The organism is Massilia oculi (assembly GCF_003143515.1).
GTDB lineage: Bacteria > Pseudomonadota > Gammaproteobacteria > Burkholderiales > Burkholderiaceae_D > Telluria > Telluria oculi.
The window spans coordinates 4,528,724-4,553,885 of sequence record NZ_CP029343.1 but is presented as its reverse complement, the minus strand read 5'-3'; the positions used below and the strand labels follow the sequence as shown (position 1 = coordinate 4,553,885).

Below are 25,162 nucleotides of genomic sequence, written 5' to 3'. Positions count from 1 at the left end.
ATCTAACGGGTACAGCGCCTTTTTTTTGCCTGAAGCGCAAACAGCGCTACCATAGGGTGGATGGCTACGCCGTCCACGCGTCCAAACACATCTCATCCAGAGGAACAACCATGCCTCACATGCTGCTCATTCACGAGCCCGTCGGCCAGCGCGCCACCCGCAGCGACGTTGAAGGACGCGCCGCCTACGAGCGCATGCTGCGCTGGGGCGACGAGCTCAAGGAACGCGGCCTGCTGCTGGCGGCCGAGTCGCTGGCATCCACGGAGAGTGCGGTGCGGGTGACCGTCCCGGCCGGCAAGGCGCGCATCGTCGATGGCCCGTTCGCCGAAGCCAAGGAAATGGTGGGCGGCTTCTTCATGGTCGACGTCGACTCGCGCGACGAGGCGATCGCGCTGGCAGCCGAGTGCCCGGCCGCCGAATGGGCGACGGTTGAGGTGCGCGCGCTGGCGCCCTGCTTCATGCGCTAGAAAACATTTTTCATGATTGTTTGTCAGGAATGTCGAAAACGGTGAGCGCCGTTCGTCGTGGACCATGAAAGACCTGCCGCCGCGGGCCACTCACCACCACAGGAGAACACCATGCGTTTCATGATCATCGTCAAGGCCAGCGCCGCGACCGAAGCGGGAGAGATGCCGCAAGAGTCGCTGCTCGCCGAAATGAACGACTACCACCAGGAGCTGGCGCGCGCCGGCGTCCTCCTCGACGGCAATGGCCTCAAGCCGACCAGCCAGGGCTGGCGCATCCGCTACGAAGGCGGCGAGCGGCGCGTCGTCGATGGCCCATTCGCAGAGACCAAGGAACTGATTGCCGGCTATACCCTGATCCAGGTCCGCTCGCGCGAGGAGGCGCTCGAATGGACGCGCCGTTTCCCCAATCCCCAGGGTCCGGGCCTGGAAGCCGAGATCGAGGTGCGCCAGGTGTTCGAACTGGACGACTTTCCGCCGAGCGAGACCATCGAACGCATGCGCGCGCAATAAGCCCGAGACCGGAGAACCTTCATGAGCAAGCAGCAAATCTACGTCAACCTGCCCGTCAAGAACCTCGAGGCAAGCCGCGCCTTCTTCGGCGCCCTCGGCTTCGGCTTCCATCCCCAGTTCAGCGACGACAACGCTGCCTGCATGATCGTCAGCAACGACCACATCTACGTGATGCTGCTGGCCGAGCCCTTCTTCCAGACCTTCATCAGCAAGAAGATCGCCGACGCCCGCACCAGCACCGAAGTGCTGCTGTGCCTGTCGCGCGACAGCCGCGCCGCGGTCGACGACATGGTGGCCAAAGCGGTGGCGGCCGGCGGCAGCATTGCGCGCGAGGCGCAGGACCATGGCTTCATGTACCAGCACGCCTTCGAGGACCTCGATGGCCACATCTGGGAGCTGGCCTTCATGGAAGAAATGCAGGAAAGCATGCCGCCGAGCGAAGGGCAATGACGGGCAAGGTCGAGGACACCCTCGCGGCGCTGTGGCGGATCGAATCCGGCCGCATCGTCGGCAGCGTCGCGCGCATCGTGCGCGATGTCGGGCTGGCCGAGGAGCTGGCCCAGGACGCCCTGGTGACGGCGCTGGAACGCTGGCCGCAAGACGGCATCCCTGACCGCCCCGGCGCCTGGCTGCTCACGACGGCGCGCAACGGCGCCTTCGACCTGCTGCGGCGCGACCGCAACCTGCGCCAGAAACTGGAACAGATCGGCCTCGACCTGCTGGCCCAGGAGGCAGGAAGAAAGGAACTGAGCGTGCCGGATTTCGTGGACGACCTCGACGCCAGGCGCAACGACGTACTCAGGGACGACCTGCTGCGCCTGATGTTCACCGCCTGCCACCCGGTGCTGTCGCTCGATGCGCGCCTGGCGCTGACGCTCAAGCTGCTCGGCGGATTGTCTACCGGTGAAGTCGCGCGCGCCTTCCTGGTCCCCGAGAGCACCATGGCCCAGCGCATCGTGCGCGCCAAGCGCACCCTGGGCGAGGCCAGGGTGCCGTTCGAGCTGCCGCCACCGGCCGAGCTGGGCGAACGCCTGGGGGCCGTGCTGGAGGCGGTCTACCTGATTTTCAACGAAGGCTACGCCGCAACGGCCGGCGCCGACTGGATGCGCCCGGCCCTGGTCGACGAGGCGTTGCGCCTGGGCCGCATCCTGGCCGAGCTGGCGCCGAACGAGCCCGAAGTCCATGGCCTGGCGGCGCTGATGGAGCTGCAGGCGTCGCGCATGGCGGCGCGCCTGGACGCGGCAAGGCGGCCGGTACTGCTGCTCGACCAGGACCGTGCGCGCTGGGACGGCGTGCTGGTCCGGCGCGGCCTGGCCGCCCTCGAGCGCGCCGCGCGCATCGCCGGCCCACGCGGTCCCTACCTGCTGCAAGCCGAGATCGCCGCCTGCCACGCGCGCGCCCACCGCGCCGAACTGACCGACTGGCGCCGCATTGCCGACCTCTACGGCGAACTGGCCGCGGTCCAACCCTCTCCGGTCGTCGAGCTCAACCGCGCGGTGGCGGTGGGCATGGCCGACGGCCCCGAGGCCGGCCTGGCGCTGGCCGACCGGCTGCTCGCCGACGGCCGGCTGGACGGCTATCACTGGCTGCCGAGCGTGCGCGGCGACCTGCTGTTCAAGCTCGGCCGCCGGCCCGAAGCCCGCGCCGAATTCGCGCGCGCCGCCACGCTCACCGCCAACGCCGCCGAGCGCGAATTGCTGCTGGCGCGGACGCGCGACGCGGCGGACGCATGAGCCTGCGCAAATACCTGGCGTTAATTGATGACTATGCCGGATGGATACATACCGCTATGATCGAGGCTGTATAGAATAATAAGCAAACGATTCGTGACGGGAGGCGTGCAATGAAATTCCGGTTCTGGGGAGTACGAGGATCGATCCCTTCGCCGGGTCCGCGCACCGCGCGCTACGGCGGCAACACCACCTGCATCGAGGTGCGCACCGACGCCGGCGCCCTCCTGGTCCTGGACGGCGGCACCGGGCTGTTTCCGCTGGCCCAGCACTTGGTCCAGCAGGGGCCGGTGGCGGCCAATATCTTCATCACGCACAGCCACTGGGACCACATCCACGGCCTGCCCTTCTTCGCGCCGCTGTTCGTCAAGGGCAACCGGGTGCGCCTGCACGGCGCCCTCGACCAAACCACGGGCCACGGCATCGAGCACGTGATGAACGTGCAGCTGCAGAACAGTTATTTCCCGGTCGGCGAGGCCGAGATGAGCGCCACCCTCGACTACCGCACGCTCGACATCGAAACGCCGATCGCGGTGGAAGACGCGGTGGTGTCGAACGTGGCCATGAACCACCCGGTGCTCAACCTCGGCTACCGCATCGACTGCAACGGCAAGTCGCTGTTCTTCACCGGCGACCACGAGCCATGGCCCAACCCGCACCCGGACGCAAGCGACGAACATGCCGCCTGCGAGGAACATCTGCGCGAGCGCGAGCGCCGCATGGACGCCGTCATGCGCGGCGTGGACGCCCTGATCGTCGACTGCTCGTATACGCGCGAGGAATACCCGTCCAAGCGGGGCTGGGGCCACGGCACCTTCGACGGCGCGCTCGAGATGGCGCTGCGCGTGGGCGCGAAGACACTGTATTGCACCCACCACGAACCGACGCGCGGGGACGATGAACTGGAAGCGGTATTCGCCGGAGTGATGGCGCGCTATGCAGAGCGGCTGGCGAATTTGCGGGTATTCCTGGCCTGGGAAGGGCTGGAAGTCGATCTCGGGTAGGCAGCACAAGGCACAAAGCAAAAGCGGAGCCACCGGCTCCGCTTTTGCTTTGTGCGATCCCGCGCTGCTTACAGGATCAGGGTCCCAACCCACCATGCCACCGCCGCGATGAACGCCGACGCCGGGATGGTGAAGACCCACGCCCACACGATGTTGCCGGCCACGCCCCAGCGCACGGCCGAGGCCTTTTGCGCGGCGCCCACGCCGACGATGGCGCCGGTGATGGTGTGGGTGGTCGACACCGGGATGCCGAACGCGCTCGACATCAGCAGGGTCATGGCGCCGCCGGTCTCGGCGCAGAAGCCGCCCACGGGCTTGAGCTTGGTGATCTTCTGGCCCATGGTCTTGACGATGCGCCAGCCGCCGAACAGCGTACCGAAGGCGATCGCGGCGTAGCACGAGATGATGACCCACGCCGGTGGATGCGCGTCGTTGGCGCTGACGTAGCCTGCCGCGATCAGGAGCATCCAGATGATGCCCATGGTTTTCTGCGCATCGTTGCCGCCGTGGCCCAGCGAATAGGCTGCGGCCGACAGCAGCTGCAGCTTGCGGAACAGCCCGTCGACCTTGCGCGGCGTCGCCTTGACGAACACCCAGGCCACGATCAGCATGATGATCGACCCCAGCGCGAAGCCCAGCAGCGGCGCCACCACGATGAAGGCGACGGTCTTGAGCAAGCCGCCGGAGATCAGGGAGCCGGTGCCGGCCTTGGCCACCGCCGCGCCCACCAGGCCGCCGATCAGGGCGTGCGAGGACGAGGACGGGATGCCGTAGTACCAGGTGATCAGGTTCCAGGAGATCGCCCCCACCAGCGCGCCGAAGATGACGTAGTGGTCGACGATCTGCGGGTCGATGGTCCCCTTGCCGATGGTCTGGGCCACCTTCATGTTGACCACGAAGATCGCGATGAAGTTGAAGAAGGCGGCCATCGCCACCGCGTGCTGCGGCTTCAGGACGCCGGTCGACACGACGGTGGCGATCGAGTTCGCCGAGTCGTGGAAGCCGTTCATGAAGTCGAAGATCAGCGCGAGGACGACCAGCATGCCCAGCACGTAAATGCTGATATGTAGAGTTTCCATAATCGTTACCGGTTCGAAGGCGCTTACGCGTTCTCGACGATGATGCCTTCGATGATGTTGGCCACGTCTTCGCAGCGGTCGGTAACGGTTTCCAGGATCTCGTAGATCGCCTTCATCTTGATCAGGTTGCGCACGTCCGGTTCGTCGCGGAACAGCTTGGACATGGCGGCGCGCATCACGTGGTCGGCATCCGATTCGAAGCGGTCGATTTCTTCGCAGATGGCGACGATCTTCGGCGCGTTGTCCATATCGTGCAGCATCGAGACCGCTTCCTGCACCTTCAGGCAGCACGACAGGCACAGCTCGGCCAGGCGTTTCGCCTCCGGCGTGACCGCATGCAGGTCATACAGCGACACGGTCTGGGCCGCGTCTTCCATCATGTCCAGGATGTCGTCCATGCGCGTGATCAGCTTGTGGATGTCGTCGCGGTCGAGCGGAGTGATGAAGGTCTTGTGCAGCAGGTCGACCGTGGCGTAGGTGATCTTGTCGGCCTGCTTTTCGATCGTTTCGACCGCATGGGTGCGGGTTTCCAGATCGTCGAAATTGGTCATCAGGCCGACCATTTCATGGGCACCCTTCACGCACAAGGCGGCGTGCTGGTTGAACAGTTCAAAGAAATTGCCTTCTTTAGGCAAAAAGCGTCCAAACATTGTTTCTTCTCCGTTTTTCTCTCGGGATTGCCGCCGCTCCGGGAAAAGCGACGGCATGGTGTGCGGCGTGAGGCGGGCCGCGGTATGCGGCTTAGTCGCCCTGATAGACGGCGAGGTTACCGCTGTAGTTGCCAAACTTGGTGTACTGGCCGATCCAGGTGAGGCGAATCGCGCCGATCGGACCGTTACGCTGCTTGCCGATGATGATCTCGGCGGTGCCCTTGTCGGGCGAATCCGGGTTGTAGACTTCGTCGCGGTACAGGAAGATGATCACGTCCGCATCCTGTTCGATAGCGCCGGATTCGCGCAAGTCGGACATCACGGGACGCTTGTTGGGGCGTTGTTCCAGCGAGCGGTTCAGCTGCGACAGCGCGATCACGGGGCACTGCAGCTCTTTCGCCAGGCCTTTCAGCGAGCGCGAGATCTCGGAGATCTCGGACGCGCGGTTGTCGCCCGGCTTGGAACCCTGCATCAGCTGCAGGTAGTCGACGATGATCAGCCCGAGCTTGCCGCACTGGCGCGCCAGGCGTCGTGCCCGCGCGCGCATCTCGATCGGGTTCAGGGCGGGCGTTTCGTCGATGTACAGCTGGGCGTCGTTCATCTTCTGGATGGCGTGCGTCAGGCGCGGCCAGTCCTCGTCGTTCAGGCGGCCGGTACGCAGGCGGTGCTGGTCGAGCTGGCCGACCGAGCCGAGCATACGCATGGCCAGCTGGGCGCCGCCCATCTCCATCGAGAACACGGCGACCGGCAGGCCGGCCTCGATCGCGACGTTCTCGCCGATATTCACCGAGAACGCGGTCTTGCCCATCGACGGACGGCCGGCGACGATGACGAGGTCGCCCGGCTGCAGGCCGGACGTCATGCGGTCGAGGTCGATGAAGCCGGTCGGCACGCCGGTGATCTCGCCCTGGTTCTCGCGCGAGTACAGTTCGTCGATGCGCTCGACCACCTGGGTCAGCAGCGGCTGCACCGCCAGCCAGCCCTGGGCGCCGCGGGCGCCCTGCTCGGCGATGGCGAAGATCCGCGACTCGGCCTCGTCGAGCATCTGCTTGACTTCCTTGCCCTGCGGATTGAAGGCATTGCCGGAAATCTCGTCGGCGACGGTGATCAGCTGGCGCAGGATGCCGCGGTCGCGCACGATCTCGGCGTAGCGGCGGATGTTGGCCGCCGACGGCGTGTTCTGCGCCATGGCGTTCAGGTATTGCAGGCCACCCACTTCCTCGGCCTTGCCGAGCTGGTTGCAGGCTTCATAGACCGTGATCACGTCGGCCGGCTTGCCGGCATTGATCAGGCGGACCATCTGTTCGAAGATGATGCGGTGATCGTAACGGTAGAAGTCTTCCGCGTGCATGAAGTCGGCGATGCGGTCCCAGGCGGCGTTATCGCGCAGCAGGCCGCCGATGACGGACTGCTCTGCTTCGATGGAATGCGGGGGGATGCGCAGGGCTTCGATCTGCGGGTCTGAGGGTGCTGCGTTCATGGGCGGCATTATACCTTCTCCTGTCACACGGCTGTCATAATTGGTGAGTTTCAAAAGCAAAAAAGCCGGGAGAACCCGGCTTTTTTGTGCACTGCTTTTACTTCAGTTCAGCATTCGCTCAGGCAGCTTCGCCCACGACAGCGATGGTGATTTCCGACACGACGTCGGTGTGCAGGGCGACTGCAACCGGGAATTCGCCGGTGGTCTTCAGCGGGCCGGTCGGCAGGCGAACGGCAGCTTTTTCGACCGGGAAGCCTTGCTTGGTCAGCGCTTCAGCGATGTCGGCGTTGGTGACCGAACCGAACAGACGGCCGTCGACGCCGGCCTTCTGGCCGATGGTGACGGTCAGGCCGCTCAGCTTGTCGCCTTGGGCTTGGGCGGCTGCCAGTTTCTCGGCGGCTGCTTTTTCCAGTTCGGCGCGCTTGGCTTCGAACTCGGCGACGGCGCCGGCGGTAGCGCGGCGGGCCATCTTTTGTGGGATCAGGAAGTTACGTGCGTAACCGTCCTTGACTTTGACGACGTCGCCCAGGTTGCCGACGTTGATGACTTTTTCCAACAGAATGATTTGCATGTTTTATCTCCAGGATAGCTGACGTAACCGATTAACCGTGGTGCAGGTCGGTGTACGGCAGCAGCGCCAGGTAGCGGGCGCGCTTGATGGCGGTGTCGACCTGACGCTGGTAGTGCGCCTTGGTGCCGGTCAGACGTGCTGGCATGATCTTGCCGTTTTCCTGGACGAAGTCCTTCAGGGTGTCGACGTCTTTGTAGTCAACCTGCTCAACGCCAGCGGCGGTGAAGCGGCAGAACTTCTTGCGCTTGAACAGCGGGTTCTGCTGTTTGCGCTTGAGTTTTTCTTTAGCTTTGTTTTTGTCGAACTTTTTACCGAATGCCATTTGAGGCTCCTGTATATCTAAATTGCCGAACTAGGCGGCACTGAAATCAATGATGTGAAACACCAGGGCTTTGCTGTTGCGATTTTTTCGTGCAAGGAATCCGTTGAAGCGGTAGCTGGCGCCGAGCTCGGCACTGCCGAACCTGCCCGAAATCTCGCCCGCGGCGAACGCGGGGACTTCGAACTCGACCAGGCGATCGATCCCCGCCTCCCGCTGATGCGAACTGTGCATCAGGACGGCTGAAACGATCGGCACGCCGGCCGGGGTGTAGCGCAGTACGTCACGCTCGGCGATGGTCGCCACGAGCTGGAGCTGATTTTCGCCCAACTTCTACCCGGTTCTTCTGCTACGGTGTCTACGAATTCCTGGAAAAAATCTTAGGCAGCGGCGGCCGGGGCAGCTGCAGGAGCGGCTGCTTCTGCACGGTGGCTCTTGGCTGCATCTTCGCGCTGCACCGATTTCATCATCGGCGACGGTGCGGTTTCTGCTTTCTTCATCTTGACGGTCAGATGACGCAGAACGGCATCATTGAACTTGAATGCGGTTTCCAGCTCGACCAGGGTCTCGTTGTCGCATTCGATGTTCAGGCAGATGTAGTGCGCTTTTGGCAGCTTCTGGATCTGGTAAGCCATCTGGCGGCGGCCCCAGTCTTCCACGCGATGGATGTTACCGCCGCGGCTGGTCACCGTGGTCTTGTAACGCTCGATCATCGCCGGGACTTGCTCGCTCTGGTCCGGATGGACGATAAAAACGATTTCATAATGACGCATGCATTACTCCTTGAGGACGTTTTACATAAATGCCCACCTCGGCGTCAAGACGAGTGTGGGAAGGGAACAGCCAGCTAGTATAGCGTGAAATGGGTAAAAAGGGAACTTGGCTGTCAAGAGGCTCACCCAGGCGCCTGGCTCACTCGACATTTACGCTTGCGAAAAGCGTATTTTTTGCGATACGCGCGCTTTTTTCGCGCTTTTTCGTGTATAGCCCTTGCGTATAGCAGAATACTGTACAAAAATACAGTCTATCTCTACCAACCCGTTTCGCAAGACATTTATGCTCAAGCTCACTGCAAGGCAAGAACAGATCCTCAACCTGATCAAGGAAGCGATCGAGAACACGGGTTTCCCTCCGACCCGGGCCGAAATCGCGGCCGAACTGGGCTTCCGCTCGGCCAATGCGGCCGAAGAACACCTGCAAGCCCTGGCGCGCAAGGGCGCGATCGAGATTTCGCCGGGCACCTCGCGCGGCATCCGCCTGGTCGGCGCCAGCGTCGAGCAGATTCCGCCGCAGTTGCCGATGATGCCACCGTCGATGATGTCGCTGCCGCTGGTCGGCCGCGTCGCCGCCGGCAATCCGATCCTGGCCCAGGAACACGTCGAAGCCACCTATAACGTCGACACCGCGATGTTCGCGGCGCGGCCCGACTTTTTGCTCAAGGTAAAAGGCTGGTCGATGCGCGACGCCGGCATCATGGATGGCGACTTTTTGGCGGTCAAGAAGATCGACAGCGCCAAGAACGGCCAGATCGTCGTCGCCCGCCTGGGCGAGGAAGTCACCGTCAAGCGCTACCGCAAGACGGGCGACCTGGTCGAACTGCTGCCCGAGAACCCCGACTTCAAGGTCATCGAAGTCACGCCCGACGAAGAGTTCGCGCTCGAGGGCCTGGCGGTCGGGCTGATGCGCAGCTGGAATTGATCCTCTGTAGAACTTAGCACCACTACCATGTCATCCCCGCGAAGGCGGGGACCCAAGTCCTCAGCGCTGCCAAGACGATCTGACGCAGCGTTAACGCGAGCAACTCAGGTTCCCGCCTGCGCGGGAACGACGTATCTTCCAGCAGATGTCGCCTTACTGCTTGGCCTTGTTGACCACCGCATTATGCTGGTCGACAAACGCTTCGGTCGCGCTGCGCCATGCGGCGAAATCGGCCAATACCATCTTCGAATTGACTTTCGCTCCCTCGGCGATGTTCTGGCGCACCCGCTCCAGATAGGCGGTCGAGGCCTCGGTTTCCTGCTTGTTCATCAGCTTGGCGATGTCGGGCGGGATGCGCCTGGTCAGCGGCGACTGTTCGTTGAGGTTGGTCACCATCTTGTTGTAGCAATCCTGCCAGCCGGTCACGGCCTTGTTCACGCGCTCGATCTCTTCATTGATCTTCGACACCGCCGGAATACGCGGCGACGGGCAGCGGTACTCGCCCGACTGCAGGTCGGCGCCATCGTAGCCCTTGATCCAGTAGTCGATCTCGGCGCGGCGATCGATGCGCTGCTGCATGATCACGAGCGAGTCGGCGGCGACCTTGTTGCCCTTGGCGGCCGACTTTTCAAACCATTCCTTCGCCTTCGCCTCATCGATCGCGCCGGCCTCGCCATACCAGTACATCTGGCCCAATTGCTGCTGGGCCTGTGGATTGCCGGCATTGGCCAGCTTGGTGTAAAGCTTGAGCGCGCCCGCATAGTCTTTTTTCTCGAACAGGGCGTTGGCATCCTCGAGTTCGCCGGCGAATGCGGCGCTACTGAACGCGACAGAGACCGAAAGGGACAGGCAGGACAGGAATCGTTTCATGGGCATACCGTAAGGCTGGCTGGTAAAAGTCCATGATAGCCGTGTTTTACGGCTGGGCTCAACCGCAAAAACGACAGGGCCGGCATTCGCCGGCCCTGTGATGACAGCTTTTACATCGCTTTACGCATCCAGCGCCTGGCGGAAGTCGCCGACCAGGTCATCGGTGTCCTCGATGCCCACCGACACCCGGATCAAGCCTTCGGCGATCCCCATGCTGGCGCGCCGCTCGGGGCCCATCTCGAAGAAGATCGTGTGCGCCACCGGAATCACCAGGGTGCGGTTGTCGCCCAGGTTCGAGGCCGGGATCGCCAGCTTGAGACGGTTGAGATAGTCGAACGGATCGATGTCGTCCTTCAGCTCGAAGCTCAGCAGCGAGCCGCCGGCGCGGAACAGCGCCTCGACGATCGCATGCTGCGGGTGCGAGGCCAGGCCCGGATAATGCACGGCGGCGACGCGCTCGTCGGCCTCCAGCATCGTCGCCAGCGCCAGCGCATTGGCGCAGGTGCGCTCCATGCGCAGGGCCAGCGTCTCGGCGCCGACCGCGATGTGGTGCGCCGCTTCCGGCCCCAGCGCGGCGCCGAAGTCGCGCAGCGCCTTGGCGCGCAGCTGGGCCATGCCTTGCGCACCTGGCGCTTGCTTTCTGAAGTTCTGGGCGATGTTCGGATATGCGGCCCAGTCGAACAGGCCGGTGTCGGTCAGCGCGCCGCCCAAGGCGATGCCGTGGCCGCCGATCGACTTGGTCAGCGAATTGACCACCAGCCCGGCGCCCACATGCTTCGGCCGGAACAGCCAGGGCGTGGTCATCGTGTTGTCGACCACGTACAGGATGCCGCGCGCGCGGCACAGTTCGCCGATGCGGGCCAGGTCCGCCACTTGCGTGCGCGGATTGGCGATGGTCTCCACGAACACCAGGCGGGTGTTCGGTCGCAAGGCCGCTTCCACCTGGGCCACGTCGGTAGCGTCGACGAAGTCGACGTCGACGCCCTGCCCCGCCACCGTCTGCCACAGGCTGTTGGTATTGCCGAACAGGAAGCTCGACGACACGATGTGGTCGCCGGCTTTCAGGAGCGCCTGGAACAGCGCGCCGATCGCCGCCATGCCGGTGCCGAAGCACAGGGTGGCGACGCCGTCTTCCATCTTGCTGATCTTGTCTTCCAGGGCCGACACCGTCGGGTTGCCCTGGCGGCCGTAGCGAAAGCCCGGCTCCCTCCCCTGGAATACCGACGCCAGCTGGCGTGCGTCGGCATAGCCGTAGGCGACCGAGGTATGCACCGGCTTGTGCAGCGAACCGTGCTCGATCGTCTTGCGGCGATCGTTGTGCAGGATGGTGGTGGTGAAGCCGTAGCTTTGCTTGTCCGACATGGTTTACTCGGCGGCCACCGGCGGGTTCAGGTTGAGCTGGGTGCGCACCTTGTCCTCGACGTCCTTCGCCTTCGGATTGTGGCGCGCCGATTCCTGGCGGTCCAGGTACTCGGGCGTCACGTCGCCGGTGATGTAGACGCCGTCGAAGCACGAGGCCTCGAAGTTCTTCAGCTCGGGATTGACGTCCGAGATCGCGCGCTTGAGCGCGTCGACGTCCTGGTACACCACGCGGTCGGCCGTGATCTCGCGGCACACCTCGTCGACGGTGCGGCCGTGGGCGATCAGCTCGTCGCGGGTCGGCATGTCGATGCCGTACACGTTCGGGTACAGCACCGGTGGCGCGGCCGAGGCGAAGAACACCTTGCGGGCGCCGGCTTCGCGCGCCATCTGCACGATCTCGCGGCTGGTGGTGCCGCGCACGATCGAATCGTCGACCAGCAGCACGTTCTTGTCCTTGAACTCGGAGCTGATGGCGTTCAGTTTCTGGCGCACCGATTTCTTGCGCATGCCCTGACCCGGCATGATGAACGTCCGGCCGATGTAGCGGTTCTTGATGAAGCCTTCGCGGTACTCGACGCCCAGTTTCATCGCCAGCTGGATCGCGGCCGGACGCGAGGAATCGGGGATCGGCATCACCACGTCGATCTCGTCGACCGGGATCTCCTTGCTCACCTTGTCGGCCAGGTATTCACCCATGCGCAGGCGGGTGGCGTACACCGAGGCGCCGTCGATCACGGAATCGGGTCGGGCCAAGTAGACGAATTCGAAGGCGCACGGGTTGAGCGACGGATTCTCGGCGCACTGGCGCTCGTGCAGCTTGTTGTTTTCGTCGATGAAGACCGCCTCGCCCGGCGCGATGTCGCGCACGAAACGGAAGCCCAGGCCTTCCAGCGCAACCGATTCGCTGGCCACCAGGTATTCGTTGCCCTGCTCGGTCTCGTTGATGCCCAGGCACAGCGGACGGATGCCGAACGGGTCGCGGAAGGCCAGCATGCCGTGGCCGGCGATCTGGGCGACGACGGCATAGGCGCCGCGCACGCGGCGGTGCACGGCGGCGACCGCCTTGAAGACGGCGTCGGCGTCGAGCGAGTAGCCGTCGGCCGCTTCCTGGATTTCGTGCGCCAGAACGTTGAGCAGCACTTCCGAGTCGGAATCGGTGTTGATGTGGCGGCGGTCGTTACGGAACAGCTCGTCCTTCAGCTGGGCCTGGTTGGTCAGGTTGCCGTTGTGGGCCAGCGTGATGCCGAACGGTGCGTTGACGTAGAACGGCTGCGCCTCTTCCTCGCTCGACGAGCCGGCGGTCGGGTAGCGGCAGTGGCCGATACCGGTATTGCCCTGCAGCGAACGCATATTACGGGTGCGGAACACGTCCCGGACCAGGCCGTTGGCCTTGAACATCGAGAACATGCTGCTGTGATTGGTCGCAATCCCCGCCGCATCCTGGCCGCGGTGCTGCAGCAGCAGCAATGCGTCATACAGCAACTGGTTGACGGGAGAGTGAGAGACGACGCCGACGATGCCACACATGGTGTGCTCCTAAAAGCTTGAGTGCTTGATTACAGAAAAAAGTTCTACGACTGAGGAATGCTGGTCAAAAGTTCACGTGCTGCGCCATGGCAGCCGGCAGGAAGGGCTTGACGGTACGGGCGCCGGTCTCGGCAATCGGCGACAACAGGGCCTGTTGCCAGAATGCCTGCTTCGGAATGTCCGTCATCCCACACAATATGACGCCGGCCAGCACGATTACAATGCCGCGCGCCAATCCAAACAAGCCGCCAAGGCCGCGGTCCGCGAGCGAGAGGCCAGTGGCTTCCACCAGGGCCCCGATCGCGAGCGACAGCAGGCCCATCAGGATACGCACGCCCAGGAACAGCACGATGAAGGCGACGATCAGGCGCGCCGTGTCGCCGGGAATCACTTCCGGCAGCAAGGGCGCGAGCCCGGCGCCATAGGCATTGGCCACCACGAAAGCGACAATCCAGCCCAGCAGCGACAGGATTTCCTTGACCAGGCCGCGCAAGGTGCTGATGACGACGGAGGCGATCAGCACGAACAGCACCAGGTAATCGAAAATCGTCACGCTTGTCGGACAGAATCAGAGGGGTACCATGGTGCCGGACAGGCCGATGCCGCCCAGCTTGGCGCGCGTTTTCTCGGCTTCTTCCTTGCTGAACGGACCGATCCGCACTCGGATCAGCTCGCCCGATTTCTGGGTGAACGACGCGATGCCGGCGCCGCGCAGGCGCGCCTGCAATTCCGTGACCTTTTCCTGGCTGGCCAGGGCGGCGACCTGCACCACGAAGCGCGGCGCCGGGCCTTGCGCCTTCTGTGGCTCGGCCGCCTTGCCTTCCAAGATGGCCATGGCGCGCGCGGCGTCGTCCTTCGACGCGGGCTTGACGACCTGCTCGGCCTTCGGATGCGTCTCGACAGGCTTCTTCGCCGGCTCGGGTTTCTTCTCGGGCGTCGGTTCCCGCTTGGGTTCCGGCTTTGGTTCGGGCTTCACCGGCTCGGGCTTCGGCTCGGGCTTCGGCTTGACCGGTTCGGACTTGGGTTCCGGTTTCGGCGGCTCGGCCTGCTCCAGCATGCGCATCGGCGGCGGATCGCTGGCCGCCGGGGCGGTCACGGGCGCGTTGCTGGCGGGGCTGGCGGCCGGTGGCGCCTCGACTGGCTCGACGATCTCTTCGTCGCTGTCGACGCTGGCCATTGGCGCCACCTGCTCGGACGGCACGGGCAGCGGGGCCGCCTTGTCTTTGTCCGGGATGTGGATGGCGATGTCGGTGGCCAGGGGCTTGGGTTCGGAATCGAGCAGCATCGGCAGCGCGACGACGGCGGCCAGGACCAGCGCGATGGCGCCGACCAGGCGGCGGCGGGCGCGCTTTTTCTCGGGCAGGATCGGATCGCCGCGGCTGGTGCGGCGGCCCGCCTCGCCTGAGGAGCTTGCGCGCTTGGAACGGGCGCGCTCGGTATAAGCGGCATCGTCGTCCTTGACGAAGTGCCCGCTGTCCCGGACAGTTTCTTGCTTGTTTTTATTGCCGAACGAGAACAAGCCCATGTGGTTCAGGTAATCAGGTGAAGAAGGTCAGTGAAGACTCGATTTACGGGCCGCCATGACGCCTGCAACCGTGTAGAAAGAGCCAAAGACCACAATTCTATCATTCTCCCCTGCCCGGCTCAGCGCATTCGCATAGGCCTCGGCCGGCGTTGCGAAATTACTCACAGAAAAATCGTCATCCTTGGCGCCGGTCGGCTTCAGTTCGCGCAGCTTGTCGGCCAGCGCTTCCGGCTGTGCCGAGCGCGGCGAATCGAGCCCCGTGACGCACCAGTGATCGATCACGCCGGCCATCGGCGCGATGACGGCGTCGATGTCCTTGTCTTCCATGATGCCGAACACGGCATACGTGAAACGGTGGAAGCCCATATTGCCCAGGTTCTGGGCCAGGGTGGCGGCGGCATGGGGATTGTGGGCGACGTCCAGCACCTGGGTCGGACGGCCCGGCAGCACCTGGAAACGGCCCGGCAGCTCGACCAGGGCCAGGCCGGCGCGGGTTTCCTGGGCGCCGCACGGCAGTTGCATTCGCAGCGCCTCGAGCGCGGCCAGCGCGGCCGAGGCGTTGAGCAGCTGGTTGGCGCCGCGCAGGGCCGGATAGGCCAGCGAGTTGCGGCGCTGGCTGCGACCGCCATAGCTCCACTGCTGCTGGTCGCCCTGGTAGTTGAAATCGCGGCCGAGCAGCCACAGGTCGGCGCCGATCTTCTCGGCGTGGTCGATCAGCGATTGCGGCGGCACCGGGTCGCTGCAGATCGCCGGCTTGCCCGTGCGGAAGATGCCGGCCTTTTCGAAGCCGATTTTTTCCCGCGTGTCGCCGAGGTAGGACGTGTGGTCGATGTCGATGCTGGTGACGATGGAGACGTCGGCGTCGATGACGTTGACCGCATCCAGCCGTCCGCCCAGGCCGACTTCGAGGATGGCGACGTCGACGCCGCTCTTCGAGATCAGGTGGGCGATGGCCAGGGTGGTGAACTCGAAATACGTCAGGTCGGTCGCGGCGCGGGCGGCTTCGACGGCGTTGAAGGCGTCCACGAGCGCCTCATCGGACGCCATCTCGCCATTGATGCGGGCGCGCTCGTTGAAGTCGAGGAAGTGCGGCTTGATGTAGAGGCCGACGCGGTAGCCCGACTGCAGCAGCACCGATTCGAGCATCGCGCACGTGGAACCCTTGCCATTGGTGCCGGCGACCATGATCACCGGGCAATCGAAGGCCAGCTGCAAGCGCTCCTTGACGGCGCGCACGCGGTCCAGGCCCATGTCGATATGGGTTTCGGCATGGCGCGACTCGAGCAGGGCCAGCCAATCGGGCAAGGTGGTGGGAAGTGGGGACATGGTGGATACAATCGATGTGCTCGGCTGCCCTGCGTGGGCGCACAAGCTGAAAGGGCGACCGAAGTCGCCCTTGTGTCTATCAGGCCAGGACTTCGGTCGCCTGGTTTTGCAGCAGGGCCAGCAGGCGCGCGATTTCTTCGCGCATCTTGCGGCGGTCGACGATCATGTCGACGGCGCCCTTGGTGACCAGGAACTCGGCGCGCTGGAAGCCTTCTGGCAATTTCTCGCGCACGGTGTTCTCGATCACGCGCGGGCCGGCGAAGCCGATCAGGGCCTTCGGTTCGGCGATGACGACGTCGCCCATGAAGGCGAACGAGGCCGAGACGCCGCCCATGGTCGGGTCGGTCAGCACGCTAATAAACGGCAGCTTCTTTTCGGACAGCTTGGTCAGCATGGCGGTGGTCTTGGCCATCTGCATCAGCGACAGCAAGCCTTCCTGCATGCGGGCGCCGCCGGTGGCGGTAATGCAAATGAACGGCACTTTCTGTTCGAGCGCCACCTGCGCGCCGCGCACGAAACGCTCACCGACGACGGAACCCATCGAGCCGCCCATGAATTCGAATTCGAAGGCGGCGACGACGACCGGCAGGCTCATGATCGAACCGCCCTGCACGATCAGCGCATCGGTTTCGCCGGTGGCCTCCATGGCCGCCTTCAGGCGGTCCGGATACTTCTTGCTATCTTTGAATTTCAACGTATCGACCGGCAGGGTCTCCTGGCCGATATCGTAGCGGCCGCCTTCATCGAGCAGCGCGTCGAGGCGGTCGCGGGCGCGGATGCGCATATGGTGGTCGCACTTCGGGCACACGTGCAGATTGGACTCGATGTCCGCACGGTACAGCACCGACTCGCACGACGGGCACTTGACCCAGAGGCCTTCCGGCATGGTCTTGCGGTTTGCGGCATCGGAGCGCTGGATCCGAGGGGGCAGCAGCTTTTCCAACCAACTCATGTTCTCTCCTTTGCGGCGAATCTTTTGAAGAGGCGTAGTGTAGCCGCTCGGCCGGCGCTTGTCGAATGATGGCTAGCCAACAATTATCATTTGAACATTACCCACTGCGGGTAAGCCTGACAGCGCCTGTCGAGCCGCTCGGCGCGATGCCGAACACTGCCGTCCGGCATGGATCAGACGTCGACAGTGATGTATTCGATGCCGCCGATGCGCGCCGCCACCAGGTTGTACAGCCAGGCGCCGATCACACCGCTCAGATAGCCCAGCAGCGGATAGAGCACGACCATGAAGATCGCGCCGCCGATGCCGAACGACGACGCCCCGTTGCTCATGCTCGTCCTCAGCAACATGAACGCCACCATGGGGATGGCGATGATGAGATAAATCCCCGCCATCACCTTGCCGCACTGCCCCACCGCCACATGCTTGATCTGCCTTTTCACCCATCCTCCTGTCGATAAATTGAAGTTTTCAATCTATCACAAGGCAGCGCCTACTAACTATTTAGAGCGGGTAATTACTTAGTAGATAGGGTCGGAGTCGAATTGTTTGACAACTTTCGAAGTTGCCCGATAAATCGCGTCCGACCCTCCTGTGAGTTTCTCTGGCTCTCGTTCCTTTCATTCATATTGGGGACAGAGTCGCCCCTGTGCATTTGGGTATCTATAGCCCAGCAATTAGGGTCAAAGTCGAATTATTGGGCAATAGGCACGGACATATATTCGAACGGCCAAACGCCTTAGTTTTCCGGTGCCTAGGATGCAACCTCGGCTGCTGTGTATGCGAACCCGCCGAGGCGTTGCGCGACGAGGTTATAGATCCAGAAACATAGCACCCCGCCGAGATAACTGACGAAGGCATACAGGAAGGGGAAGGCGATGACCGCGCCGAGGCCTGCCGGGGTCTGTCCCAGCAGGGGCGCCAGGAGCATGAACAGCAGAATGAGAGGTAGCGAGAATACGAAGTACAGCGCGGCAATCATCTTGGCGCACTGCGATACATCGACTTGCTTGATACGGATCTTCATCGGTGACCTCCTGAGGACGAGATTGGAGATCACAATTTACGTGAGACAACTCGATAGCGAACCGCTTCAGGGCAAAAGATCAATTGCGCCAAAGCAATAATTCGCAAAGTGCGTGTTTTTCAGTTGCGGCCGGACGAAAGTTATCAAACAATTCAACTCTGACCCCAATTGTTGGGTAATTGCTTGGCTACATGCAACCAGAGGGTCAGTGTCGAATTAAATGACAAAATTGAGCCAAGAAATTGCTCATTAATTCGACTCCGACCCTCATTGACGGCTTAGCGTGCGTCGAGGGCGGCGCGGATGCTGGAGGTGAAGCTGCGGACGGCCTCGACGGCCTCGCTGGCCGGGTGCGCTTCGATTTCCTGGATGATGCGGCTGCCGATCACGACTGCGTCCGCCACCTGCGCCACCGCTTTCGCGGTCGCGCCGTCGCGGATGCCGAAGCCGACGCCGATCGGCAGCTTCACGTGTTCGCGGATGGCGCTCACGCGGCGCGCCACGTCGTCGGTGTCGATCGCGCCGGAACCCGTCACCCCTTTCAGCGAGACGTAGTAGCTGAAGCCGCCGCCGTATTGGGCCACCTGCTTCACGCGCTCGGTGGTCGAGGTCGGGGCCAGCAGGAAGATCAGGTCGAGGCCGTTGTCGCGCATGGCGCTGGCGAAGTCCGCGCATTCTTCCGGCGGGTAGTCGACGACGATGGCGCCGTCGGCGCCCGCCTCTTTCGCGCAGCGGATGAATTCAGTCTGGCCGATGCGCTCGATCGGGTTGGCATAACCCATCAGGACGACCGGGGTCTGCCGGTCGGTCTTGCGGAATTCTCGCACGAAGGCGAAGACGTCCTTCAGGCCGATATTGAACTTGAGCGCGCGCTCGCAGGCGCGCTGGATCACCGGGCCTTCGGCCATCGGGTCCGAGAACGGCACGCCCAGCTCCAGGACGTCGGCGCCGCCCGCCACCAGGGCGTGCATCAGCGGGACGGTCAACTCAGGGCCGGGGTCGCCGGCGGTAATGAAGGTCACCAGGGCGGTCTTGTTCTGCGCCTTGAGCGCGGTAAACGTGGATTCGATACGGGACATGCTGTATTCCTTGAAATGGTTGGTGCTGCGCCCCGGCCGCCAGGGCGACCGGAGCCGGACAGGGTTGAACTACACAGGATCTCAGCCGAAATCCATCCCCATCCGCTGCGCCACCGTGTGCATGTCCTTGTCGCCGCGGCCCGACAGGTTGACCAGGATGATCTTGTCCTTCGGCAGGGTCGCCGCCAGCTTCACCGCATAGGCGATCGCATGCGACGATTCCAGCGCCGGAATGATCCCTTCGATGCGGCAGCAGTCGTGGAAGGTCTGCAGCGCCTCTTCGTCGGTGATCGACACATACTGCGCCCGCGCCGAATCCTTCAGCCAGGCGTGCTCCGGACCGACGCCCGGATAATCCAGGCCGGCCGACACTGAATGCGTCTCGATGATCTGCCCGTTCTCGTCCTGCAGCAGATACGTGCGGTTGCCGTGCAGGACGCCCGGCAGGCCGGCCGTCAGCGAGGCCGCATGCTTGCCCGATCCGAGTCCCTCGCCCGCCGCCTCGACGCCAACGAGCTGCACGCCCGGCTCGCCGATATACGGGTAAAAAATGCCCATCGCGTTCGAGCCGCCGCCGATGCAGGCGACCACGTAGTCGGGCTGGCGCCCCGCCATGGCCGGCATCTGCACGCGGCACTCCTCGCCGATCACCGACTGGAAGTCGCGCACCATCATCGGATACGGGTGCGGGCCCGCCACCGTGCCGATGATGTAGAAGGTGTTTTCGATATTCGTGACCCAGTCGCGCATCGCCTCGTTGAGCGCGTCCTTCAGGGTCTTGGAGCCCGACTCCACCGGCACCACGGTGGCACCCAGCAGCTTCATGCGGTACACATTCTGCGCCTGGCGCTTCACGTCTTCCGCGCCCATGTACACCACGCACTCCAGGCCGAAGCGCGCGCAGATGGTGGCGGTGGCCACGCCGTGCTGGCCGGCGCCGGTCTCGGCGATGATGCGCTGCTTGCCCATGCGCCGCGCCAGCAGGGCCTGGCCGATCACGTTGTTGATCTTGTGCGCGCCCGTGTGGTTCAGGTCTTCGCGCTTGAAATAGACCTGGCCGCCGCCGGCCAGCTCCGACCAGCGCCGCGCATGGTACACCGGCGACGGACGGCCGACGAAGTGGGCCAGCTCGTAGCGGAATTCTTCGAGAAATGCAGGATCCTGCGCATACTTCGCATAGGCCTCGTTCAGCTCGGCCAGGGCGAGCGACAGGGTTTCGGCGACGAAGCTGCCGCCATAGGGGCCGAAGTGCCCGACCGCGTCGGGCAGGGCGTAATCCGGGGTCTTGAACAGGGGCGCAGCCTTAAGCTGGGCCGTGATGGTGTCTTTGATGTTCATGGTGCGACTCGCTTTCGATGGTGGCATCGGCTGCCCGCACCGCCGCGACGAAGGCGGCGATCTTGCGGGCGTCCTTGATCCCCTTCGCTTCCTCGACACCACTGCTGATGTCGACGGCGAGGGGACGAACACGTTCGGTCGCCTCAAGGACGTTGTGTACGCTCAACCCACCACTCAAAACGACCCGAGGCGCGAGCTCTTTTGGAATAAGAGACCAATCGAAGACCTTTCCTGCGCCGCCGTAGGCATCCACCCAGGTGTCGAGCAAAAGGCCCGAGAACCACGGACTGGCGGCGCGGTATGCAGATTCACATTCTAGCAAAGCCGCAGGCGGCGTGTCAGGCTTGATGCGATAGGCGCGCACGAAAGGCCGCTCCACTTCCGCCGCGATGGCCGCGCACTGCTCGACCGTTTCGTCGCCATGGAACTGGATCAGCCCCAGCGGCATGCTGCCTGCCACCGCGCGCACCTCGTCGGGCGTCGGGTTCACGAACAGCGCCACGCCGCTCACGAACGGCGGCAGATGCGCGCACAGCTCGGCCGCGCGCGCCGGCGTGATGTAGCGCGGGCTCTTCGGATAGAAGACGAAGCCGAGCGCGTCGGCGCCCAGCTCGACCGCCGCGCGCAGGTCTTGTTCGCGGGTGATGCCGCAGATCTTGATACGGGTGCGTCGCATGGTTATTCCTGGAAAATCGCTCACAGCCACGGCAGGGGCGTCGAGTCCTCCTGCGGCAACTTCCATTTCGGATCGTACTCGATCTTCGCGAAATACAGGCCGTCCGGCATGAAGGTCGGCGCGGCGGCGTCGCGCGAACGGGCTTCGAGCACCTCGCGCATCCACCCCGGCTCGTTGCGTCCGGTGCCGATATAGATCAGCGAGCCGACGATATTGCGCACCATATGGTGCAGGAAGGCGCTGGCGCGCAGGGTGAACACGATGATGTCGCCATGGCGCGCGATGCTCACCTCGTGCATGTCCTTCACCGGCGTATTCGCCTGGCAGCCGCTGGCGCGGAAGCTCGAGAAATCGTGGGTGCCGATCAGGTGCCGCGCGCCTTCGCGCATGCGCTCGACGTCGAGCGGGCGGAACACCCACCCTGCCCGCTTCGCCAGCAGCGCCGAGGGATTCGGGTGGTTGTAGAGCACGTAGTGATAGGTGCGCGAGCGGGCCGAGAAGCGGGCGTGGAAATCCTGCCCCTCGTCGTCGGGCTCGACGACGGCGGCCCAGCGCACCACGATCGACTCGGGCAGGAAGGCATTCACGCCGCGCACCCAGGACTGGGCCGGGCGATTCAGATCGGTATCGAAGTGAACGACCTGCTCGATGGCGTGCACGCCGGCGTCGGTGCGGCCGGCGCACGTCGTGGGGAGCACAACGCAGGCGAACTTCTCCAGCGCGATCTCGAGACGGTCCTGGACGGTGTTTCGTTCCGGCTGTTTCTGGTAGCCGTTCCAACCGGTGCCGATGTACTGGACACCCAAAGCGATACGGGTCACGCCAGCAGTTCCCTCATCGCGCTGGCCTTGCCGACCTGCTCAGGATTACCGCCCTTGATGACTTCGTCCAGCAGCTCGCGCGCGCCTTCCCTGTCGCCGATCTCCTGGTAGGCGATGGCGAGATCGAGCTTGGTTTCCATCTCCATGTGCTCGGGCGACATCTGGCCCGGGGCCTCGGCGGTCGCACCAGGCGCATCCAGCGGTTGCGCCGCAGCCGGCTCGGGCGGCAGGTCGAGGTCGAAGTCGGCCAGGTCGAACGATGACGCGGCCTTGTCGTCGGCCGGCGTCGAGGCGGGTTCGAAGGCCTCACGCGCCGGGACTTCCTGCGGCGCCGGCACCGGGGCCGGGGTCTCGGGCAGGTCGAAGGCGTCGAACGGATCGTCCACGCGCGCACCGAAGTCCTTCGGCTCGGCGCCGCCAGCCGCACGGGGCTCGTCGGGGGTGCCGAAGTCCATGCTGTCCAGGTCGAACAGCGGATCTTCCGATGCGCTTGCCGCGGCGGCGGAACGTGCGGGCGTCTCGTCGACCGCCGGCATCACGGGTGTGGTGGGCGCCGAAAAATCCATCGCATCGAGGTCGTGCAGCGGATCGGCCTGCGCCACGGTCGGCTGCGGGGTGGTGCCCGGCAGCGGCGGCAAGCCTTCGAAGTCCCTGGCCAGGCCGGCCATGTCGACCGGGGTCGCCTGCACCTGCGCCCGCGGCGACAGGTCGAGCGTGAAGTCGTCGTCATCGTCGACCGTGGCCGCGGTCGCCGCCGGCTGGGCGGTCGCCGGGGTGTCGAAGTCCATGTCGAAATCGAGGTCGTTCGCGTTCGACGTGCTCTCGCCCTGCCCTGCCGCCGGCGCGCTGCCCGGTGGCGCGAATGGCGCCATATCGAATTCCAGGTCCGGCACGGCGGTCGCATCCGGATCCGGACGGCTGGCCGCCGGTGGCGCCGCGTCGGCATCCGCCACCGGCTCGAACGTCAGCCCGCCGAGGTCGAAGTCCAGCGTGTTGTCGTCGTTGCCGGTTTGACTGCGTTCATCTGGCGCGGGTTCGGCCTGCGGCGCGGCCGTGCGGTCCTCGTCGTCCCTGGACAGGGCCACCGCGGCAGCGCCGGCTGCAACGCCGGCCGCGGCGCCGGCGGCAGCGCCCGCGCCCATCGACGGGCCGCCACGGAAGGCGTCTTCGAACTGCTGCGACAGGATCGCCTGCTGGTTGCGTTCCTGCGGCGACGGCGTCGGGGTCGACGCCGCAGCGGCGTTCGCATACAGCGGATTGGCCGGGTCCAGGCTCAAGCCCAGCGCCGCGGCCTGGGCCCATTCGTCGCCCTGGCCGCCGGTGAAGGCATGCAGCTCGCGCGCCTGGGCTTCGAAGGCGCGCACATCCTTGCGGGTGGCGTAGATCTCGAGCAGTTTGAGGCGCACCGGATGGCGTTCCGGATGGACGCGCAGCGCTTCCTTCAGGATTTCCTCGGCCTGGGCGTCGCGGCCATAGGCGATGTAGACGTCGGCTTCGGCGACCGGGTCGACCTCGTTGGTGTCGAGCTGGCTGGCCGATGGCGCGAAACTGGAATTGAACACGCTGTTATTCGTGTCGACGCTCTGGCCGCCGGTTTCGGCGAACAGCGAGTGGGCGCTGGCGCCGGGCACGCCCAGCACCGACGGTTCGGAAGGCGGGGGCTTGACTGCTTGCGCATTGCGCTTGCGGCGCTGGGAGATGCCCAGCGCGGCCAGCAGCAGCACCAGCGCGCCGGCGCCGATGTAGAGCATATTGTCCAGGATGGTGTCGACGAAGCTTTTCTCCGGCGGCGGGGCCGGCCTTGCCGGACGCGGGCGCGGCGCCGGCTTGGCCACCGGCTTCTCAGCGGCTGCCGTCGCGGCTGCAGCGGCGGCGGCCTGCTCGGCTTCGGCGCCGGCGCGGCTCGGCACCGTCATCAGGTTTTCGAGTTCGTTGACGTTGCGTTCGAGTTCCTTCACGCGCGCCTCGGCCTGGGCCAGTTCGCGCTCCTTGGCCACCGTGTCCTCGACGCTGGCGGTGCCGTCGGCCGGCGCGCCGGCCGCGCCGGGCGTGGCCTTGGACAGTTGCAGCTTGTCCTGCGCTTCGCTGACGGCGGTCGGCTGCTGCTCGACGCGGGCGGTGACGCGGCCGCTGGCGCTCTGGCCGCCCTGCGGCGTGGCGCTCGGCGCGCTGCTGGCCACCTGGCCGCCGAGCTTGTTGCGGTAGGCGTCGAAGTCGGCCGCATGGGCCACGACCACGCCGCGCGCCTCGCCCTGGCTGGCGCCGCCGCGCACCGAATCGGCATCCGGGATGCTCAGGATCTGGCCCGACTTCAGGCGGTTCATATTGTTGCCGATGAAGGCGTCGGGATTGGCGCGGTACAGCGCGACCAGCATCATGTCGAGCGAGACGTCGGATGACTTGACGTCGAGCGCGATGCCGCTGAGCGTGTCGCCGCGGCGCACGCGGTAGCTGTCCTGCGCTTCGCGCGCCTGGGCTTCGCGCGCCTGGCGTTCGGCGCCACGGCGGGCGGCGGCGATCCTTGCTTCACTCGGCGCTTCACCCGGCGCGGCAACCGCAGGAGCCGGGCGTGACGCAGCGCCCGGCGCGGCCGCGCGGGTTTGCGGCGCCGCCGCCACCTGGGCCGGCTGGGTCGTGCGCAGCTCGGCCGGGTCGAGCAGGAAGGTGTATTCGCGCACCAGGCGACCGTTATTCCAGGTCAGCTCCAGCAGCATGTCGACGAAGGGCTCGTTGAGCGGCTGGGTCGAGCTGACCCGGATCACCTGGCGTCCGGCCCGCTCCTCGACCGCGAAGCGCAGCGACAGCAGGGCCGGGTTGAATTCGATGTTGGCGGCGCGGAAGGCTTCGGGCGAAGCCAGCTTGACCGCCATGCTTGCCGGGTCTTCGCCGGCGCCGGCCGTCAGCTCGATCTCGGCGCGCAGCGGCTGGCCAAGCGCCGACAGCACCGTCAATTTCCCCAGCCCGGCTGCGTTGGCGGCGGAAGTCAGGAACACTGCACTGGCCACGGCGGCGGTGATCGATTTCAGCGCGGTTGCCACGAGCGGAGATTGGTGCGAAGAATGCATAGTTAGCAGCGAAATGAGTTGGCCGAGGGAAAGGCGGTTTCCCGGAGTCTCAACATAACATCATGCTCTGGAGCACGCAAGGTCTC

At 64.6% G+C, this 25,162-nt stretch carries 27 protein-coding genes; 6 read left to right on the top strand and 21 right to left on the bottom strand.

Annotation, left to right across the window (positions count from 1 at the left end; all coding sequences use genetic code 11):
* Window positions 1-110: 110 nt before the first annotated feature.
* The 5 genes from DIR46_RS20535 (at window position 111) to DIR46_RS20515 (ending at window position 3,711) form a co-directional block, all read left to right on the top strand.
* Window positions 111-467, top strand: a complete 357-nt coding sequence (locus DIR46_RS20535) for a YciI family protein (RefSeq protein WP_109346900.1) — start codon at window positions 111-113, stop codon at window positions 465-467.
* 111 nt (window positions 468-578) lie between these two features.
* Complete coding sequence (locus DIR46_RS20530) at window positions 579-977, top strand: YciI family protein (protein ID WP_109346899.1); 399 nt, start codon at window positions 579-581, stop codon at window positions 975-977.
* 21 nt (window positions 978-998) lie between these two features.
* Window positions 999-1,427: a VOC family protein gene (locus tag DIR46_RS20525; protein ID WP_109346898.1), complete on the top strand. Its 429-nt coding sequence runs from the start codon at window positions 999-1,001 to the stop codon at window positions 1,425-1,427.
* Window positions 1,424-2,710 carry an RNA polymerase sigma factor gene (locus DIR46_RS20520; protein ID WP_109346897.1) on the top strand — a complete coding sequence of 429 codons (1,287 nt, stop codon included), beginning with the start codon at window positions 1,424-1,426 and terminating at the stop codon, window positions 2,708-2,710. The genes DIR46_RS20525 and DIR46_RS20520 overlap by 4 nt, the downstream gene beginning before the upstream one ends.
* A 110-nt stretch (window positions 2,711-2,820) precedes the next feature.
* On the top strand, window positions 2,821-3,711 hold the full coding sequence (locus tag DIR46_RS20515) for an MBL fold metallo-hydrolase (RefSeq protein WP_109346896.1): 891 nt from the start codon (window positions 2,821-2,823) through the stop codon (window positions 3,709-3,711).
* A gap of 68 nt (window positions 3,712-3,779) precedes the next feature.
* Here DIR46_RS20515 and DIR46_RS20510 read toward each other — a convergent pair whose 3' ends face one another.
* The 7 genes from DIR46_RS20510 to rpsF form a co-directional block, all read right to left on the bottom strand.
* Complete coding sequence (locus tag DIR46_RS20510; RefSeq protein WP_109346895.1) at window positions 3,780-4,790, bottom strand: inorganic phosphate transporter; 1,011 nt, start codon at window positions 4,788-4,790, stop codon at window positions 3,780-3,782.
* Window positions 4,791-4,813: 23 nt separating this feature from the next.
* Window positions 4,814-5,440, bottom strand: a complete 627-nt coding sequence (locus DIR46_RS20505) for a DUF47 domain-containing protein (RefSeq protein ID WP_005666076.1) — start codon at window positions 5,438-5,440, stop codon at window positions 4,814-4,816.
* A gap of 91 nt (window positions 5,441-5,531) precedes the next feature.
* Entirely contained in the window at window positions 5,532-6,929 is a 1,398-nt protein-coding gene (locus DIR46_RS20500; RefSeq protein WP_370659947.1) for a replicative DNA helicase, read from the bottom strand.
* A gap of 109 nt (window positions 6,930-7,038) precedes the next feature.
* A complete protein-coding gene (gene rplI, locus DIR46_RS20495; RefSeq protein WP_109346893.1) occupies window positions 7,039-7,491 on the bottom strand; it encodes a 50S ribosomal protein L9 in 453 nt (150 codons plus the stop codon).
* A gap of 31 nt (window positions 7,492-7,522) precedes the next feature.
* Window positions 7,523-7,813 carry a 30S ribosomal protein S18 gene (gene rpsR / locus DIR46_RS20490; protein ID WP_005666071.1) on the bottom strand — a complete coding sequence of 97 codons (291 nt, stop codon included), beginning with the start codon at window positions 7,811-7,813 and terminating at the stop codon, window positions 7,523-7,525.
* Window positions 7,814-7,843: 30 nt separating this feature from the next.
* Complete coding sequence (priB, locus tag DIR46_RS20485) at window positions 7,844-8,140, bottom strand: primosomal replication protein N (protein WP_109346892.1); 297 nt, start codon at window positions 8,138-8,140, stop codon at window positions 7,844-7,846.
* A gap of 50 nt (window positions 8,141-8,190) precedes the next feature.
* Window positions 8,191-8,583: a 30S ribosomal protein S6 gene (gene rpsF / locus DIR46_RS20480; protein WP_005666068.1), complete on the bottom strand. Its 393-nt coding sequence runs from the start codon at window positions 8,581-8,583 to the stop codon at window positions 8,191-8,193.
* A 283-nt stretch (window positions 8,584-8,866) separates the two neighbouring features.
* Between rpsF and lexA the strand changes: the two genes are divergently transcribed.
* Complete coding sequence (lexA, locus tag DIR46_RS20475) at window positions 8,867-9,508, top strand: transcriptional repressor LexA (protein ID WP_109346891.1); 642 nt, start codon at window positions 8,867-8,869, stop codon at window positions 9,506-9,508.
* A 153-nt stretch (window positions 9,509-9,661) separates the two neighbouring features.
* Here the strand turns inward: lexA and DIR46_RS20470 are convergent, their stop codons facing one another.
* The 14 genes from DIR46_RS20470 to DIR46_RS20405 form a co-directional block, all read right to left on the bottom strand.
* Window positions 9,662-10,378 (bottom strand): tetratricopeptide repeat protein, encoded by a 717-nt coding sequence (locus DIR46_RS20470; RefSeq protein WP_109346890.1) that lies wholly within the window; start codon window positions 10,376-10,378, stop codon window positions 9,662-9,664.
* A 120-nt stretch (window positions 10,379-10,498) separates the two neighbouring features.
* On the bottom strand, window positions 10,499-11,740 hold the full coding sequence (locus DIR46_RS20465; RefSeq protein WP_109346889.1) for a cystathionine gamma-synthase family protein: 1,242 nt from the start codon (window positions 11,738-11,740) through the stop codon (window positions 10,499-10,501).
* A gap of 3 nt (window positions 11,741-11,743) precedes the next feature.
* Window positions 11,744-13,267 carry an amidophosphoribosyltransferase gene (gene purF, locus DIR46_RS20460; protein WP_109346888.1) on the bottom strand — a complete coding sequence of 508 codons (1,524 nt, stop codon included), beginning with the start codon at window positions 13,265-13,267 and terminating at the stop codon, window positions 11,744-11,746.
* 64 nt (window positions 13,268-13,331) lie between these two features.
* On the bottom strand, window positions 13,332-13,820 hold the full coding sequence (locus tag DIR46_RS20455) for a CvpA family protein (RefSeq protein ID WP_109346887.1): 489 nt from the start codon (window positions 13,818-13,820) through the stop codon (window positions 13,332-13,334).
* A gap of 15 nt (window positions 13,821-13,835) precedes the next feature.
* Complete coding sequence (locus DIR46_RS20450; RefSeq protein ID WP_109346886.1) at window positions 13,836-14,792, bottom strand: SPOR domain-containing protein; 957 nt, start codon at window positions 14,790-14,792, stop codon at window positions 13,836-13,838.
* A gap of 27 nt (window positions 14,793-14,819) precedes the next feature.
* On the bottom strand, window positions 14,820-16,118 hold the full coding sequence (gene folC, locus DIR46_RS20445) for a bifunctional tetrahydrofolate synthase/dihydrofolate synthase (protein WP_205289014.1): 1,299 nt from the start codon (window positions 16,116-16,118) through the stop codon (window positions 14,820-14,822).
* A gap of 79 nt (window positions 16,119-16,197) precedes the next feature.
* Window positions 16,198-17,070 carry an acetyl-CoA carboxylase, carboxyltransferase subunit beta gene (accD, locus tag DIR46_RS20440; protein ID WP_109346885.1) on the bottom strand — a complete coding sequence of 291 codons (873 nt, stop codon included), beginning with the start codon at window positions 17,068-17,070 and terminating at the stop codon, window positions 16,198-16,200.
* A gap of 173 nt (window positions 17,071-17,243) precedes the next feature.
* Window positions 17,244-17,513 carry a hypothetical protein gene (locus DIR46_RS20435; RefSeq protein WP_109346884.1) on the bottom strand — a complete coding sequence of 90 codons (270 nt, stop codon included), beginning with the start codon at window positions 17,511-17,513 and terminating at the stop codon, window positions 17,244-17,246.
* A gap of 311 nt (window positions 17,514-17,824) precedes the next feature.
* Window positions 17,825-18,097: a hypothetical protein gene (locus DIR46_RS20430; protein WP_109346883.1), complete on the bottom strand. Its 273-nt coding sequence runs from the start codon at window positions 18,095-18,097 to the stop codon at window positions 17,825-17,827.
* A 278-nt stretch (window positions 18,098-18,375) separates the two neighbouring features.
* The gene (gene trpA, locus DIR46_RS20425; protein WP_109346882.1) at window positions 18,376-19,176 is read right to left on the bottom strand and encodes a tryptophan synthase subunit alpha; all 801 of its coding nucleotides are present in this window, start codon (window positions 19,174-19,176) and stop codon (window positions 18,376-18,378) included.
* An 81-nt stretch (window positions 19,177-19,257) separates the two neighbouring features.
* Window positions 19,258-20,514, bottom strand: a complete 1,257-nt coding sequence (gene trpB / locus DIR46_RS20420; RefSeq protein WP_109346881.1) for a tryptophan synthase subunit beta — start codon at window positions 20,512-20,514, stop codon at window positions 19,258-19,260.
* The gene (locus DIR46_RS20415) at window positions 20,480-21,190 is read right to left on the bottom strand and encodes a phosphoribosylanthranilate isomerase (protein ID WP_109346880.1); all 711 of its coding nucleotides are present in this window, start codon (window positions 21,188-21,190) and stop codon (window positions 20,480-20,482) included. The genes trpB and DIR46_RS20415 overlap by 35 nt, the downstream gene beginning before the upstream one ends.
* 20 nt (window positions 21,191-21,210) lie before the next feature.
* Window positions 21,211-22,011 carry a tRNA pseudouridine(38-40) synthase TruA gene (gene truA / locus DIR46_RS20410; protein ID WP_109346879.1) on the bottom strand — a complete coding sequence of 267 codons (801 nt, stop codon included), beginning with the start codon at window positions 22,009-22,011 and terminating at the stop codon, window positions 21,211-21,213.
* Entirely contained in the window at window positions 22,008-25,049 is a 3,042-nt protein-coding gene (locus tag DIR46_RS20405) for a motility hub landmark protein FimV (protein ID WP_229446331.1), read from the bottom strand. Before DIR46_RS20405 ends, truA begins: the two co-directional genes overlap by 4 nt.
* Window positions 25,050-25,162: the final 113 nt, after the last annotated feature.

Excerpts from the sequence above, each read along its gene's own strand:
- DIR46_RS20535 (WP_109346900.1), top strand. The coding sequence starts at position 111 with ATGCCTCACATGCTGCTCATTCACGAGCCCGTCGGCCAGCGCGCCACC.
- DIR46_RS20530 (WP_109346899.1), top strand. The coding sequence starts at position 579 with ATGCGTTTCATGATCATCGTCAAGGCCAGCGCCGCGACCGAAGCGGGA.
- DIR46_RS20525 (WP_109346898.1), top strand. The coding sequence starts at position 999 with ATGAGCAAGCAGCAAATCTACGTCAACCTGCCCGTCAAGAACCTCGAG.
- DIR46_RS20520 (WP_109346897.1), top strand. The coding sequence starts at position 1,424 with ATGACGGGCAAGGTCGAGGACACCCTCGCGGCGCTGTGGCGGATCGAA.
- DIR46_RS20515 (WP_109346896.1), top strand. The coding sequence starts at position 2,821 with ATGAAATTCCGGTTCTGGGGAGTACGAGGATCGATCCCTTCGCCGGGT.
- DIR46_RS20510 (WP_109346895.1), bottom strand. The coding sequence starts at position 4,790 with ATGGAAACTCTACATATCAGCATTTACGTGCTGGGCATGCTGGTCGTC.
- DIR46_RS20505 (WP_005666076.1), bottom strand. The coding sequence starts at position 5,440 with ATGTTTGGACGCTTTTTGCCTAAAGAAGGCAATTTCTTTGAACTGTTC.
- DIR46_RS20500 (WP_370659947.1), bottom strand. The coding sequence starts at position 6,929 with ATGCCGCCCATGAACGCAGCACCCTCAGACCCGCAGATCGAAGCCCTG.
- rplI (WP_109346893.1), bottom strand. The coding sequence starts at position 7,491 with ATGCAAATCATTCTGTTGGAAAAAGTCATCAACGTCGGCAACCTGGGC.
- rpsR (WP_005666071.1), bottom strand. The coding sequence starts at position 7,813 with ATGGCATTCGGTAAAAAGTTCGACAAAAACAAAGCTAAAGAAAAACTC.
- rpsF (WP_005666068.1), bottom strand. The coding sequence starts at position 8,583 with ATGCGTCATTATGAAATCGTTTTTATCGTCCATCCGGACCAGAGCGAG.
- lexA (WP_109346891.1), top strand. The coding sequence starts at position 8,867 with ATGCTCAAGCTCACTGCAAGGCAAGAACAGATCCTCAACCTGATCAAG.
- DIR46_RS20470 (WP_109346890.1), bottom strand. The coding sequence starts at position 10,378 with ATGAAACGATTCCTGTCCTGCCTGTCCCTTTCGGTCTCTGTCGCGTTC.
- DIR46_RS20465 (WP_109346889.1), bottom strand. The coding sequence starts at position 11,740 with ATGTCGGACAAGCAAAGCTACGGCTTCACCACCACCATCCTGCACAAC.
- purF (WP_109346888.1), bottom strand. The coding sequence starts at position 13,267 with ATGTGTGGCATCGTCGGCGTCGTCTCTCACTCTCCCGTCAACCAGTTG.
- DIR46_RS20450 (WP_109346886.1), bottom strand. The coding sequence starts at position 14,792 with ATGGGCTTGTTCTCGTTCGGCAATAAAAACAAGCAAGAAACTGTCCGG.
- folC (WP_205289014.1), bottom strand. The coding sequence starts at position 16,118 with ATGTCCCCACTTCCCACCACCTTGCCCGATTGGCTGGCCCTGCTCGAG.
- accD (WP_109346885.1), bottom strand. The coding sequence starts at position 17,070 with ATGAGTTGGTTGGAAAAGCTGCTGCCCCCTCGGATCCAGCGCTCCGAT.
- DIR46_RS20430 (WP_109346883.1), bottom strand. The coding sequence starts at position 18,097 with ATGAAGATCCGTATCAAGCAAGTCGATGTATCGCAGTGCGCCAAGATG.
- trpA (WP_109346882.1), bottom strand. The coding sequence starts at position 19,176 with ATGTCCCGTATCGAATCCACGTTTACCGCGCTCAAGGCGCAGAACAAG.
- trpB (WP_109346881.1), bottom strand. The coding sequence starts at position 20,514 with ATGAACATCAAAGACACCATCACGGCCCAGCTTAAGGCTGCGCCCCTG.
- DIR46_RS20415 (WP_109346880.1), bottom strand. The coding sequence starts at position 21,190 with ATGCGACGCACCCGTATCAAGATCTGCGGCATCACCCGCGAACAAGAC.